The sequence below is a fragment of the Brevibacillus panacihumi genome, assembly GCF_003710985.1.
GTDB lineage: Bacteria > Bacillota > Bacilli > Brevibacillales > Brevibacillaceae > Brevibacillus > Brevibacillus panacihumi.
Genome location: NZ_RHHT01000053.1, coordinates 18,587 through 33,036, shown reverse-complemented (window position 1 = coordinate 33,036; position 14,450 = coordinate 18,587). Strand labels below are relative to the sequence as shown.

Sequence of the window (14,450 nt, the reverse complement as noted above, 5' to 3'; positions counted from 1 at the left end):
AGTGGACTTTTTCGAACCTCTCAATTGCCGTTTCTTCCACGACTGCATAAGCTTAGTCCCGTTCTTTCTTCAAGCAGCCGGGCGCTTGTGAACAGTCGGTCGCGATGAATGCCTGTTGTCATGTCAAGTCCATCCAGCAAATAAAGCAAATCCTCCGTAGCCATGTTCCCGGAAGCTCCGGGTGCATACGGGCAGCCGCCCAATCCGCCTAAGGAACTGTCGAAAGTCGAGATTCCCAGATCCAACGCAATGAGTGTGTTGGCGACGGCCATTCCATACGTATCGTGAAAATGCATCGCCAAGCGCTCGGCGGGAACATGCTTGAGCAGCGTGTCCAATACATGATGAACTTGTTTGGGATGAGCTACTCCAATCGTGTCGCCAAGAGAAATTTCTCGGACACCCATCTCCAGCAATCTCTGCGTAACCCGAAGGACGGCATCAACCGATACTCTTCCCTCGTCAGGGCAGCCGAAAACAGTCGACACATAGCCGCGTACCGTTTTTCCAGCTGCCAATGCTGCACGAGCAGTCTCCTCGAGAATCGGGAAAGTATCCGCGATGGATTTATTGATATTTCGCTGATTGTGGCTCTCGCTGGCGGACAGGAATACGGCGACCTCATCCACATCCGCTTCGAGCGCTCGCTCCAACCCCCGCACATTGGGGACGAGTGCTGCATACGTGACGCCCGGCACACGTTCGATCCCTTTGGCCACCTCTGCGGCATCTGCGAGAGCAGGTATCCACCTGGGATGGACAAATGACGTGATTTCGATATAAGGAATGCCCGTACGTGACAAATGGTTAATCCAGGCGATCTTGTCCTGAGTCGGCACAAATTGCGCTTCATTTTGCAGTCCGTCGCGGGGTCCAACCTCCACGACACGAATCTGACGCGGTGTAAGGTCCAACATTTTTCTATGCCCCCAACAGGTTTGTCATCATGTAGCCTGCTCCGTAAAAAATCATGAACTGCACCCCGGCACCGACACCCAGCACGCGGTTGATCAAGCCCCCGACGGTAGCCATCGTCAATGTCAAGATGACGCCGACCAGTTGCGCCTCATGGAAAGCCAGCAAGCATGCCAAACCGACAAACATCCCGACGATGGCTTCCTGACTGATATTTTTCATGACAAATACGGTAGCCGTACGCGCATAGTTCATTGCAAATGGATAGGCGATCACGGCTGCAACCACCAAGCCGATCAAGCCGTACAAGAAGAAGTCCCAAGGCGTCAGCAGGTTGTGCAGATTGTTCACCGGATCACTGGTAAAGACAGGCGGTGCATTGAACAGCGGTGCTGCCGGTCCCAAGGCGACAGGGCTGAGCGGAATCCCGAACGCCAGGAGCGGAATAATGGCCTCTGCGATGTACGTCGATTCAGTCACGCCGTTCATGGCTGCCAGACTGGACGTCGATTTTTTGTACACGCCCTTGTTGCGGGAGCCGACGATCTCCCCCATCAGGGAGGTCATTCCGACCGGACTGAATGCAAATGTCAGTGACGAAATAAACGATGTGATCGAAGTATGGGCTGCCTGTCTGCCTGTCAACACGCGAAACGGATTGGGGAAGAATCCCTTCCAGGCGCGGATTTCTGGTGCCAGGTGATATTCCTTCGGTTTCGTGCGGGTCAGGCTCGCCCTCCCGCTCGCTGAAAGAGACAGCAGCAAATCATAAAACATGGGACCGATTGCAATTCCTAAAAAGAAGCTGATGCTCAGATGCTTTTCCACGATTTGAAAGCTGAACTGATCCAAACTTTTAATAAAGAAGGCAAAAGGAATAATCATCGCAATACTGACCCATTTTCCTTTGGAAAAATAGGCAATCAATACAGCGGCCAGCGTAAAGATCAAGCCCGACGCAGATTTGAAGAAGTCCGCAAACTGCCCGAGAAACTGTCCGAACAAAACCGCTGTCGGCAGTGCGATGAAAGCACCCAGCAGGCCGCCCGACAACATTTTGCGCAACGCGACGTGGGGCACTCCGAGACGCCGCAGCGAGGAAGCGTGATCGATCAGCGGAACAGCCGTCGTATCACCCGGAATCCCCATCAATGCAGTAGGAATCGCATGCGTCAAATGCTTCGCCAGCACTGCCGCCATAAAGAATGACAAGACAGCTTCCGGCGGGGCACCCAGAAGGATGACCAACAAGGTAAAAGGAACCATGATAGCGGTTTCATCTGTCCCCGAGACCAAACCGATCAGGGTGAACAAAATCGCCCCGAGCAAGGCAAACAAAAGTGAGATCATCAATACACTCATTTATCCGATTGCACCCCGCTTTTCTTAAACGTATCCAGAATCCCCAGTTCTTCCATCTCTTTTCTCGTTACGGGGTCATTGACAATCAGCTGGTACTCTTCCTTGGCATCCACCTGCATGTCCCGCAGGATTTCCTGAAAGCTCTCGACGCTCGATTCTTCTTCCTTCAGGATTCGGCTCGGTTTGAACAGCTTGGCACAGAGAATCAGCGCCAGCACACTGCCTGCAATTCCGAGCAGCAAGGAATAGGAAGGCACCATCTTAGGTTCTGCGATGGATGGAAAAATGCTCTTGCCGGCAAAATAGCCGCCGATACTGAAGGTCATGCTGATTGCTACGGAGAGAAGGATGCTGGAGGGCACCACGGTGTCCCCCAGAACCTCCAGATATGTTTCATTTGACTTTCCGGTTTGTTTTTCTGTGCTAACCACTTTGGTTTCCATCGCCAACCCCCGTTTGCAATTGTTTGGTCAAGGCCAAAATCCGGTCATAACGGACATCCTTTTCTTGAATGGCCTGCTTGACGACTATTTCGATCTGTTCATCCGTGGCCCCGGCCATCATAGCGAGGTTGCGTGCATGCAAGGCCATATGTCCCCGCTGGATCCCATCGGTAGCCAAAGCACGAAGCGCCGCCAGATTTTGCGCCAGTCCCACAGCCGCGATGCACCCTGCCAAATCTTCTGCGGTCTGCACATCCATGATTTTCAGCGCAAGGCGTGCAGTCGGGTGTGATTTGGTCGCGCCTCCGACGATCCCTACTGCCATTGGCAGCTCCAGGGTCCCTACCAGATTGCCTTCGCGATTCAATTCCCAGCGTGTCAAAGAACGATAGCGGCCAGATACCGCAGCATAAGCGTGCGCGCCTGCCTCTACTGCACGGGTATCGTTTCCTGTCGCCAACACGACTGCCGTAATCCCGTTCATAATCCCTTTGTTGTGCGTCGTAGCGCGGTAAGGGTCGCACTCTGCGAACTCGTATGCACGGATGATGTTCGCCACGACTTCAGCGCCGCCCAATTCCTCTGTCGAGAATACCGCCCGTGCCCGAACCAGTCTGCGGTCTGCCAGGTTGGAGATGATGCGCAGCACCACACGTCCGCCTGTCACCTCTTCGATAAACGGAGCGACTGCTTCTGCCATGGTGTTCACAGCGTTCGCGCCCATCGCGTCCCGTGTATCTACCAGCAGATGCAGCACCAGCATCGGCTCTTTGGAACGCTCGATGACATGTACTTCTACGTCGATGGCTCCCCCACCCAGTGATACCAGTGTCGGGTCCTTGGCGTTGCAGCGATCCAGGATCGATTGCTTGTTTTCATACACCCTGGCCATCGCGCCATAGGGATCGGCAACATCGAGAACCTGGATCTGCCCGCGCATGATCGACCCGCTCAGTGAAGTGTAGAATCCCCCCAGCGCGTACGAGGTGCGTGCGGCATTTCCTGCTCCTGCTACGACAGACGGCTCTTCTGTCGCCATAGGGATGAAGCGGTCTTGCCCGTTGATTTTAAAGTTTGTCGCGACCCCAAGCGGAATCGCCATCGTCCCAATTACATTTTCGACCATCACATTGGCCGAGCGGAGCGGAAACGGGATCTCCCCCGACAAGATTTGCTTTTCTTCCTCTGTTAATCCTCTGGCTTGCGCCACCATTTCGAGTCTCTCTTCTGGTGTGTGCCGATAAAAGCCGGATATTCTGCTGTTCGTCATCTATGCTATCTCCCAACTCTATCTGTCTTGATTGTTTTTGCCAACCTCATGGATGAAAGCGAATGAAAAAGGTCCACCTCCACTCACCTTTGTTTCACATCATTCAACTTTGTTGAATGACCTAATACTACAATACCACTTTGAAAATGTAAACGCTTTTTTCGCAATATTCGCAGCTGACACAAAAAGTCGACAACAAAAAGAAAAAAGCCAGCCGACCACAATAGCTGCGTTCGAACTGGCCGTCAGGAGGCATCGTGTACGGGCCCCTATGCGATTAATTGCTGGGCTGGATGAAGATGGACAGCACCTTGGCTTCCTGATTGTTAAAAGGCAAGAAAATATGCGGTTTCAAGCCGGAAAAGTAAGCGGTATCCCCCTCTTCCATGACATGCCGCTCCCCGTCGTAATAAAGGATAATCGTTCCGCTGACCACGTAGATGAATTCCTCTTCCGGGTGGGTAAAGGGCTCCGTCACGGTCATATCCGGGGGAACGGTCACCAGGACAGGCTCAATTTTGCTAAAGCGCGACCGGTTGGCGAGAATTTCATACAGATACCCCATCTCCTTGCTGCCCATCTTGCTCTTTCGCTTCGATTGGGGCGAGAGCACGAGGTGATCTTCTCGATGCTCCTCCAGGAACCACGCCAATGGCGTTTTCAGATGCTCCGCAATTTTGGACAGCGTGGCAACGGCAGATGCCGTTTGTCCGTTTTCGATTTTGGACAAAAGACTTTTCGTAAAGCCGCATCGATCCGCCAACTCCTGCTGGGTGAACCCCTGGCTTAGCCGTGCTTTTCTGATTCGTTTTCCGATTTCTGACAACTCGATTGCAAACATCCCCTTCTTCTCATCCATCCTGCCTCGATTATAGCGATTGAGAAAAAAAGGATCAACAAAGTTGAACAAGATTCACTCTATCGCCATGAATCTTTGAAAAAGGGATGCTAGCCCAACTCCTGCAAATCAAGCAATGCGAAAAAGGAGATAGCGGAAATACAGGAGTCAGGCTCATAGCAGATATAGTACGTCAGCTCCGGCGAGATGATGTACGCAATGCCGGAGTACCCGGCATCCAGCAAGAACGATCGAACCTCTTCTCCTGTCCATTCCAGCCATTCCTGATGGCTCATCTCCTTCTGCAATTGGAGCAGTTCCGATTCACTGTGTCGGGCAAAAAGAGCTGCTTGGCGAAGCTCATTTTCACCGTATTCCCGGTTAAGCTCGTACAATCCGCTGACGACAAGCTCCTGCTGCAGTACCGCTGCCTTGTCCCAAGTCGTCTCGGCGTGGCAAATCGCGTATTCGGCAGCAACTTTAGGACTGCTAACCAGATAGACACCCGTGCCGAAGACGGCCTTGGCACTGGCTCCTCCTGGAAAATGACGGCGCTCCGCACGCTTGTAGCGCTGCATCTCTACAGCGTACCGCGCTTCCTCGTACTCCACGCCCCGGTAGACGATCCTTTTTTGGTTCATTCCCAACTCTCCTCGCCTCAAATCACTGATGCGAAAAAGGAAGGCGCCGCAGCACCTCCCCACCCTTCCCTCTCACGGCAGCAGTTTTACCATGTCATCGTAGGTCTCCGGTCTGCGATCCCGATAAAATTGCCAGGTATCGCGAACCTCGTGAATCTTGTTGCGATCCATCTCTGCCACGATCACCTCATCCTGATCCCTGCTGCCGACCGCGACGAATTGTCCTTTCGGGTCCACCAGATACGATTGCCCGTAAAATTCGCCCATATTCCATGGCGCTTCCATCCCGACGCGGTTGATCGCAGCAACATAGTAACCGTTGGCGACGGCATGCGCCGGCTGCTCCAGCTTCCAGAGATATTCAGACAAGCCTGCGACCGTCGCCGACGGATTGAAGATAATCTCTGCGCCATTGAGGCCCAAGAGGCGCGCGCCTTCCGGAAAATGGCGGTCGTAGCAGATGTAGACCCCGACTTTGGCAAAGGCCGTGTCGAACACCGGATAGCCCAGATTGCCCGGTTTGAAATAAAACTTCTCCCAAAAGCCGCAGCCTTCGCTGCCAACTCCGACATGCGGGATATGCTGCTTGCGGTACTTGCCCAAATAGCTGCCGTCCGCATCGATGACGGCTGCCGTATTGTAATAAGTGCCGATCCCGACCCGTTCATACACCGGCAGAATCAAGACCACGCCCAGTTCGCGGGCCAGGGTGCGAAATAGCTGCACCGTGGGACCATCCGGCACCTCTTCTGCCGCTTCGTACCATTTCGTATTCTGCTCAGCGCAGAAATAAGGACCGTAAAAGATCTCCTGCAGGCAGATGATCTGGGCGCCCTGTGCTGCTGCATCACGCACCAGTTTGACGTGTTTTTCGATCGCCTTTTCCTTGTGCACCCGCACAGGCTCGTCGCCATGGACGTCGTTCTTTGCTTGGATCAATCCAATCTTCACCTTGCTTGCCACCGTCGATGCCTCCTCCTGTCACGACTGATCAGTCCGATCATGGTCTGGTAAACGTCGCCCTTTTCAGATACCTGCCTGCCCCCGCCTGACCGACAAACGCTTTGTCGCGCACCACAAAAGAACCGCGCGACAGGACGGAGACGACATCCCCGTACACTTCCATCCCCTCGAAAGGATTGTAGTCAACATTCATGTGGTGCGTCTCTACCGAGATCGTACGCTTGACGGCCGGGTCAAACAGCACGATGTCAGCGTCCGAACCCACGGCAATCGTGCCTTTTTGCGGGAACATGCCGAACAGTTTGGCGACCTTCGTCGAGGTGATGTCGACGAATTGGTTCAGGCTGATCTTTCCTTTCCTCACGCCTTCCGAGAACAGGATCGTCATGCGGTCCTCAATAATCGGCCCACCGTTGGGTATTTTTGTAAAATCCCCACGTCCCAACTCTTTTTGGCCTGAAAAATTGAAGGGGCAATGATCGGAACCGACTGTTTGCAGAATGCCGTTTTTCAATGCGCTCCACAAAACCTCCTGATTCCATTTCTCCCGCAACGGCGGCGACCAGACGTATTTGGCTCCTTCAAAATCGGGGCGGTCCAGATCCGTAATGTCGAGGACCAGATACTGCGGGCACGTCTCGCCGTAGATATTCCAGCCCTTTTCCCTCGCCTCGGCGATCCGTCTGACGGCATCTGCGCAAGAGACGTGAACGACGTACAGCTGGGCGTCAGCCAGCGCGGTCAAGGCAATGGCTCGGCCCGTCGCTTCTCCCTCTGCTTCGGGCGGACGGGTATAGGCGTGGTAGATCGGGTCTGTGTTCCCTTCTGCCAATGCCTGTTTTGTCAAATAATCCAGCACGTCGCCGTTCTCGGCGTGAACCTGCACCAGCGCCCCCAGTTCCTTGGCGCGGATCAGCGTCTTGAACAAAGTCTCGTCATCGGCCATGAGAACGTTTTTATACGCCATAAATACCTTGAGCGAGGTGATGCCTTCTGTCGCGATCACCGACTCAAGCTCCTGCAGGACATCATCGTTGGCGTCCGAAATCATCAGGTGGAAACCGTAATCGATCACAGCCTTGCCTTTTGCTTTTTCATGCCAGGTCGCAATCGCCTGATGGAGCGACTCCCCTTTTTTGGTCAGGCAAAAATCGACGATGCTGGTCGTACCGCCAAATGCCGCTGCCTTCGTCCCGCTGAAAAAATCATCTGAAGTGACGGTGCCGCCAAATGGCATGTCTAGATGTGTATGCGGATCAATCCCTCCCGGCAACAGATAGCACCCCGTCGCATCGACGATCTCCGCATCTTCGGCATGCAAGTCTTTTCCAATCGCAACGACCTTTTCTCCGTCAATCAAGACGTCTGCTTGATACGTATCGGCAGCCGTCACGACCGTTCCGCCGCGAATCCATTTTTTCAAATCTGCTCCCTCCCTTATCTTGAGCATCCCTTGGGTGTAGCTCCTTCCGCTCGCTAGTACAAGCTATGCAGCAGCAGGTCAGATGATGACGGAGAGTATCAGGCAGTATCCGAACTGCTGCTTCCGCCTGCTGCAAGAGCTGCCTGACGTTGGTTCCAGGTGAGCGGAGGCTGGTTCGTCGGGATCTCGACCATCTCGATGGTTCCTTCCACCGGGCAGACGATGGAGCAGAGATTGCAGCCTACACAATCCTCTTCGCGAATGACCAGGCGTTCCTTACCGGTCGCAACATCGGTCACCCTGTCAATGCACTGATGGGAGGTATCTTCGCAAGCAATATGACACTTGTTGCAATGAATGCACGTCTCGTCGTTGATCCGAGCCACGACTTTGTAGTTGAGATTGAGATGCCCCCAGTCTGAATACGTGGGAACGGCTTTGCCGACCAAATCCATCACGGAATCGATGCCGCGCTGATCCAGGTAATTGTTCAATCCGTCAATCATGTCCTCTACGATTCGGAAACCGTGATGCATCGCAGCGGTGCACACCTGAACACCTGTCGCACCCATCAGAAGGAATTCGACGGCATCGCGCCAGTTGGAAATGCCGCCGATGCCTGAGATGGGGATGCCGACGAGCGGGTCGCGCGCGCATTCCGCCACCATATTCAGCGCAATCGGCTTCACGGCTGGCCCGCAGTAGCCGCCATGCGCCCCTTTGCCGTCGACGTGCGGGATCGGCAGCCATTTATCCAGATCGACGCCCATCAGACTGTTGATCGTATTGATCATGCTGATGGCATCTGCTCCACCCTGTGCAGCTGCGCGGGCAGTAAAACGAATGTCGGTAATATTGGGCGTCAGCTTTACGATGACCGGTGTTTGCGCTACCTCCTTGACCCACTCCACCTGCTGCCGGATCAGGTCGGGATGCTGGCCTACTGCGGAACCCATTCCGCGCTCTGCCATGCCGTGGGGACAGCCGAAGTTGAGCTCCAACCCATCTACCCCGATCGCCTCCACCTTTTTGACGATTTCGTGCCAGGCTTCCTGCTTGTGCTCCACCATCAGCGAAGCGATCAACGTGTGCTTGGGAAAACGCTTCTTGGTCTCATCCATCTCCTTGAGGTTGACCTCGAGCGGCTTGTCGGTAATCAGTTCGATATTGTTGAATCCGAGCACGCGCTGACCGCCAAAATGAAGCCCGGCAAAACGGGACGTCACGTTGATGATCGGTTCGCCCAGTGTTTTCCAGACAGCGCCGCCCCAGCCTGCTTCAAATGCGCGCTGCACCTGATAACCGGAATTCGTCGGGGGAGCGGATGCCAGCCAAAACGGGTTGGGGGATGGAATCCCCGCCAGATTGATGCTGAGATCTGCCATAATCAGTCTCCTCCATCTTCGCCCTTCGTTTGACAGAGCGGTTTTTTCGCGATATTTACAATCTACAGTTGGATCGACACGTCCCGTAGAGCCTTGTCGATGGCCCATGCAGCGCGTTTCCCATGATTGGCTGCATCCACAACCATCGCATCGGTCTTCCCGCCGCCGAAAATCACGTCTCCCGCGGCAAACACCTTGGGATGGGATGTCCGATAGGTACCGTCCTCGATCTCCACCACTCCGTTTTTATGCTGAATGCCAAAGGAATCGATCAAAGACACAAAACGCTGCTGGCCGATCGCTTTTACGACGTAATCGACTTCGATCACGAATTCACTGCCCGGAATCGGTACAGGTCTTCTCCGCCCTTTTTCATCCGGCTCTCCCAACTGCATCCGCGTCAGCTCCAAGCCCGTCACCCGACCCTGTTCACCCAATATCCGCGACGGTGCTACGAGCCAGCGGAATTCCACGCCATCCTGCTTGGCGAACTCGTATTCGAATTCATAGCAGGTCATCTCTTTTTCCGTACGTCGGTAAAGGATCTGTACTTGCTCGGCACCCAATCGCTTGGAACAGGTGGCAGCGTCGATCGCCGTATTGCCCGCCCCGATTACGACTACCTTTTTGCCGATCATCTCGTCTGTGAGCGGCTTGGTTTTGGTCTCTTCTACCAATGCAATCGCATCCAGGACACCGTGCAAATCCTCTCCTTCGATCTGCAGCGATGGCACGTACCCCATTCCAGCCGCCAAAAGAACAGAATCGTAATCCGCCAGCAGCTCCGACGGTGAAATATCGACCCCCACACGAGTATTCGTGCGGATTTCTACACCCAAAGCCTCAATCTGATCCGCTTCCCACAAGGAGATTTCCTGCGGAAGGCGGAACGAGACGATCCCGTACGTATTTAAGCCGCCTGCTTTTTCCTTCGCTTCAAAAACCGTCACCTGATGTCCGGCACGAGCCAGCTCGCGAGCTGCGGACAAACCCGCCGGACCGGCTCCTACAATCGCCACTCGTTTTCCGGTCGCTTCTCCTTTTTGAAACAGCGGGGCCTTGTTTTGGATTGCCCAATCCGTAGCGTGGCGCTGCAACAGTCCGATCATGATTGCGCGAGAACCGGAAGCATGATTGAGCACACAGGCGCCCTCGCACAGCTCCTCCGTCGGACAGACGCGCGCACAGCTCGCGCCGACCGGATTGGCCTCCATGATCGTCCGAGCAGATCCGAGAAGATTGCCAGTCGCGATTTTTTTGATAAAGCTGGGAATGTCTATCGAAGTCGGACAAGCCTTGATACAGGGGGCGTCATAGCAATAAAGGCAGCGATTTGCTTCATCGATGGCCTCTTTCGGTTTTAAAGCAGGCACCACTTCCCGAAACTGTTCCAGTATGTGCTGTGGAGCACTCATCACGACACGACCTCCTTACCAGTTCTCAAAACAGATACTTGCTATTAATCAATGTAGGAAAAAGCGATTTTATGATTTTTTCATTGCGGAATCTTCTGACAAATCCATGCAATCATAAGCTGGCTTCATGCATGATTGATTTCAAGGTTGAATAGGTTGGTAAGGAGATTGGGAGGTGAGTGTGAAACTGATGAGAGATTACGACCGGGAAATCGAAGCGTGGAAAAATCAGGTTATCACTGCCACGGCTCATATCGCCCAATTGGAACTGGAAAGGGCCTCTTATCTCGAACAGCAGCAGCGCCGCCTGAACTATCTCTCGTCTCGGGAGATCCTTGAGCTGCTGGAGGCTCGCCACGGAAGAGTCGGAAGCATGGCGACGATCAAACGCTGGGCAGACAGCGGCGCTCTCGGGGAAGTAATCGATGAAAGAGAAGCGTTCCCGCTGTTGGTGAACAAGCAGGGAAACAAGCGTTTTCTGTATCCGCGTGAAGACGTATTGCATTTTCTGCGTGAAAAAGGGTATCTCCGCCCTCGGTACGAGGTATTGGACCGGGTCCTTTTCAATAAAGATACTCGTCGCTGTCCTGCCCTCATCATCGCGATTGAGCCCTGCGGAAACAGTTTTACCTATCACGTCCAATTGGAAGCAACGGGAGAGCTGTTGACACATATCGCGGAGGAAGATCTGTTGCGCCCATAAGGAGGCATTATGGAACTGGCCGTCATCTCGATGAAAAATCATGTAGAGAATCAGGAAATCTCACGACAAATTCGGGATTACCACAAAAAAAAGGGGCAGCCCCTCGCCATTCGATTCAGCGAAGAACTGACCCATATCATACTGGAAGCGCCTTGTCTGTTCATTCCCGATCCGTCGATGCTAAAAAAGGACGTCTGCATCTCAGGGACGGTAAGAGTCTATGCAGATCACGCCGAAATCTATCCGCAAAAAACAGGTTCGACCATTCATCTGTTTCTGGATTCCGAATTGATCGACGAACTCGAACAGATTCGTGCCCATGTCAAGAACAAGACACAGGATGAAGTCATTTCAGAGTTGCTGATGCGCGGGCTGCGCTCCTACCATTCCGAGCGAAAGGATTCGCGCTGAGCATTTCCTTTCATTTTACTTGAAATCGTCACCTTTCAAGTAGTTGTAGAATGGCTGATCCACCCAGAACTTGTAGGTCTTGACGTCTACTTCTTTGCCGAGCTTTTTGAAGGCGTTTGCCACAGCCGGGGAATCTTCATTCAGCGAGAAGGTCTGCACGATATGGCGGCCGCTTTGCACGTAGTTGTTCGTGATGATCGGGTAATCCTTCAACTCGGTCAACGAATAGTAGAGCGGTTGCCACCACGAAGCTCTCAAGAGACCAGTCGCCTCTTCGTCATTCTTTTTGGCGTATTTCAGCACCAACGGCTGGAAGCGCTCCTTATCCTCCTGGCTGGCGAACTCAAAGCTCAGGTCATACTCCTTGGAATACGCGATGTAGTTGCCGTTTTCGATTTGTACAACCTGGTAGTTCTCGGTTTGTACTGGCTCGCCCCATTCTTTGAGATAGATGAACGCAGAGGTCTTTGGTTCGAGCTGGACGTTCGCATCGATGCCTTCGCTCTTCAACAAGCCGATCAGCTGAATCGCGTGAACGATGTCGCTATGTCCGTATGTAATGGCTCTTTTTGGATCAAAGCGCGGATCATAAGCAGCGTCCTTGAGGTTGTAGCCCGTGATCAGATCTTGCTTCAAAATGTTGTCCACCAGATCTTGAAGCTCTCCTGCCTTGATGATTTGCGACTCATTCCAGGCTTGCACGACTTTTCCATAGATGTCGTCCGAGGAGATTTTGCCGAGGACATTTTTTGCATGACCGTTGAATTCCGCCACTTTCCCCAGCAACTGATAAGCCAACTCAGCTTGTACATCCCCAGTTGGTTTCTGCGCTTTGAGCACATCTTCCTTTACCAAGCCCAAATCGATGGCTGCCGCCAATTCTTGTGCTGCAGCAAATGGAACCGCTCCTTTTTCGTCGTAGGTCAGTCCTGCTTTTGTCCATGCGGCTTTGACCTTCTCTTCGCTGTATGTCCCGGCCAATTCTTGCTGTTGTGCAGCTTTGACAGTCGCACTGACCGCTTCCCAGACAGCCAGCTTGCCGCTTGCTTTTGCTACATATTCGTTGGCTGCCGCTTCCTTATCCGTGATGCCGTTTGCTTGTGCGACGATTTTGTTCAATGCCGCCGCAAATGCTTCACGGGATACCGTTCCATTCAGTTGAACGCCGTATTGCAGCGATACATACTGGCTAAAATCTGTCGAGACAGGACTTGCTGCCAGAGCAGCATATGGTTGTGCTGCGGACGTGGCTTGTCCGGCTGCACCTGCAGCTTGGGGGAATGAAATTGCTGCTGCCAACAATGCAGCTGTACTCACCTGAAGAAATCTCTTTTGTTTGTTCATTTTCTCTTTCTTCCTCCTGTAGACTGTCCATATAGACAACTATAATTCCTACCAACTTACTTGGTAATGTATTTCCTTACGCTACCATTCTTTCGTGATGGGGTCAAGGCATGAATCCTTCTTTTCGATAAAAAAACAGTTCCCGCCTCGATGGCTGAGAACTGCTTTTTGCATCCATGCTTTGTTTGCTCATGCTTTACGGCTTCAGGACGACTTTGATGCAATCGTCCATTCTGTCGTTAAAAATCTCATACGCTCGACTTGCCTCTGTCAGTTTCATGCGATGCGTAATGATGTTCGTAGGGTCGATTTTACCTTCGGTGATGAGTTGAAAGATCTCCGGCATCAGGTGGATGACAGGAGCCTGTCCCATCTTCAAGCTGATGTTACGAGCGAAAAACGGGCCCAGCGGAAAGTTATTGTAGTTGCCGCCATACACACCAGTCAGTTGTACAGTGCCGCATTTGCGCACCGCTTTCGTCGCGATCTGAATCGGACCGATCGTTCCTCCCTGCAGCTTGAGCTTTTGCGCTACGAATTCCAAGGGAGATTTTTTCCCATCCATCCCGACACAGTCGATTACAACATCAGCGCCACCCTGTGTGATCTCCTTTAAATGCTCTCCCATATCGTCGTACTGGGTAAAATCAAAGGTCTCCACTCGATTGATTTCCCTCGCACGATTCAGGCGGTATTCCAGATAATCTACGGCGATGACGCGCTTTGCGCCTTTCAACCAGGCAAATGTCTGGGCCATCAATCCAACTGGACCTGCCCCCAGCACGATAACCGTATCCCCTGCTTTTACCCCGGCATGAAGGACGCTCCAATAGGCTGTAGGAAGGACATCCGATAAAAAGAGCAATGCCTCATCCTCCAGCTCGCAGGCCTCCGGTATGACGAATGAGGAAAAGGAGCCAAAGGGCACCCGCAAATATTCAGCCTGTCCGCCCGGGTAATTGCCGAATTTTTCCGAGTAGCCCAGGTATCCGCCGGAATCATAATGCGGATTGGAGTGGTCGCATTGGCTTTCCAGTTCATGCTGGCAGTAGAAGCACTCCCCGCAAGCGACATTGAATGGAATGACGACGCGATCCCCTTTTTTCACTTTCGTTACCTCTGGACCCACCTCTTCAACAATTCCCATCGGTTCATGGCCGATGATGTATCCTTCGGGCAAAGGAAAATTTCCTTTGTACAGATGAAGATCAGATCCGCAGATAGCCGTGCTGGTGATTCGAACGAGAATATCATCTGCCTTCTCGATTTTTGGGTCCGCGACTTCTTTTACTTCCACTTGATTGGGGCCTTGATAGGTCACAGCTCTCATGATGGTT

14 protein-coding genes are annotated in these 14,450 nt (G+C 52.9%); 2 read left to right on the top strand and 12 right to left on the bottom strand.

Annotation, left to right across the window (positions count from 1 at the left end):
- Nucleotides 1–20: 20 nt before the first annotated feature.
- The 10 genes from EDM58_RS20445 to EDM58_RS20400 all read right to left on the bottom strand — a co-directional run bounded on the left by EDM58_RS20445 (nt 21) and on the right by EDM58_RS20400 (nt 10,655).
- Nucleotides 21–917 (bottom strand): hydroxymethylglutaryl-CoA lyase, encoded by an 897-nt coding sequence (locus tag EDM58_RS20445; RefSeq protein ID WP_183187573.1) that lies wholly within the window; start codon nt 915–917, stop codon nt 21–23.
- Nucleotides 918–921: 4 nt separating this feature from the next.
- Nucleotides 922–2,277, bottom strand: coding sequence for a tripartite tricarboxylate transporter permease (locus EDM58_RS20440; RefSeq protein ID WP_122914959.1), 1,356 nt, complete (start codon nt 2,275–2,277; stop codon nt 922–924).
- Nucleotides 2,274–2,720: a hypothetical protein gene (locus EDM58_RS20435; protein WP_122914958.1), complete on the bottom strand. Its 447-nt coding sequence runs from the start codon at nt 2,718–2,720 to the stop codon at nt 2,274–2,276. The genes EDM58_RS20440 and EDM58_RS20435 overlap by 4 nt, the downstream gene beginning before the upstream one ends.
- Nucleotides 2,701–3,990, bottom strand: a complete 1,290-nt coding sequence (locus tag EDM58_RS20430) for a hydroxymethylglutaryl-CoA reductase, degradative (RefSeq protein WP_122914957.1) — start codon at nt 3,988–3,990, stop codon at nt 2,701–2,703. The genes EDM58_RS20435 and EDM58_RS20430 overlap by 20 nt, the downstream gene beginning before the upstream one ends.
- A 277-nt stretch (nt 3,991–4,267) precedes the next feature.
- Nucleotides 4,268–4,831: a helix-turn-helix domain-containing protein gene (locus EDM58_RS20425; RefSeq protein WP_122914993.1), complete on the bottom strand. Its 564-nt coding sequence runs from the start codon at nt 4,829–4,831 to the stop codon at nt 4,268–4,270.
- 107 nt (nt 4,832–4,938) lie between these two features.
- Nucleotides 4,939–5,469: a hypothetical protein gene (locus EDM58_RS20420; protein WP_122914956.1), complete on the bottom strand. Its 531-nt coding sequence runs from the start codon at nt 5,467–5,469 to the stop codon at nt 4,939–4,941.
- A gap of 72 nt (nt 5,470–5,541) precedes the next feature.
- Nucleotides 5,542–6,432 (bottom strand): nitrilase-related carbon-nitrogen hydrolase, encoded by an 891-nt coding sequence (locus EDM58_RS20415; protein WP_122914955.1) that lies wholly within the window; start codon nt 6,430–6,432, stop codon nt 5,542–5,544.
- Between the two features lie 37 nt (nt 6,433–6,469).
- Nucleotides 6,470–7,855, bottom strand: coding sequence for a dihydropyrimidinase (gene hydA, locus EDM58_RS20410; RefSeq protein ID WP_122914992.1), 1,386 nt, complete (start codon nt 7,853–7,855; stop codon nt 6,470–6,472).
- A 98-nt stretch (nt 7,856–7,953) separates the two neighbouring features.
- Nucleotides 7,954–9,240 (bottom strand): NAD-dependent dihydropyrimidine dehydrogenase subunit PreA, encoded by a 1,287-nt coding sequence (gene preA / locus EDM58_RS20405; RefSeq protein ID WP_122914954.1) that lies wholly within the window; start codon nt 9,238–9,240, stop codon nt 7,954–7,956.
- A 62-nt stretch (nt 9,241–9,302) separates the two neighbouring features.
- Entirely contained in the window at nt 9,303–10,655 is a 1,353-nt protein-coding gene (locus EDM58_RS20400) for an NAD(P)-dependent oxidoreductase (protein ID WP_122914953.1), read from the bottom strand.
- A gap of 175 nt (nt 10,656–10,830) precedes the next feature.
- On the opposite strand from EDM58_RS20400, the gene EDM58_RS20395 reads away from it, so the two are divergent.
- Both EDM58_RS20395 and EDM58_RS20390 read left to right on the top strand, forming a co-directional pair.
- On the top strand, nt 10,831–11,358 hold the full coding sequence (locus EDM58_RS20395) for a hypothetical protein (protein WP_246000910.1): 528 nt from the start codon (nt 10,831–10,833) through the stop codon (nt 11,356–11,358).
- 9 nt (nt 11,359–11,367) lie between these two features.
- A complete protein-coding gene (locus EDM58_RS20390; protein ID WP_122914952.1) occupies nt 11,368–11,769 on the top strand; it encodes a hypothetical protein in 402 nt (133 codons plus the stop codon).
- Between the two features lie 15 nt (nt 11,770–11,784).
- Here EDM58_RS20390 and EDM58_RS20385 read toward each other — a convergent pair whose 3' ends face one another.
- Nucleotides 11,785–13,113 (bottom strand): hypothetical protein, encoded by a 1,329-nt coding sequence (locus EDM58_RS20385; RefSeq protein WP_122914951.1) that lies wholly within the window; start codon nt 13,111–13,113, stop codon nt 11,785–11,787.
- Between the two features lie 196 nt (nt 13,114–13,309).
- Nucleotides 13,310–14,443, bottom strand: coding sequence for a zinc-dependent alcohol dehydrogenase (locus EDM58_RS20380; RefSeq protein WP_122914950.1), 1,134 nt, complete (start codon nt 14,441–14,443; stop codon nt 13,310–13,312).
- Between the last annotated feature and the right edge of the window lie 7 nt (nt 14,444–14,450).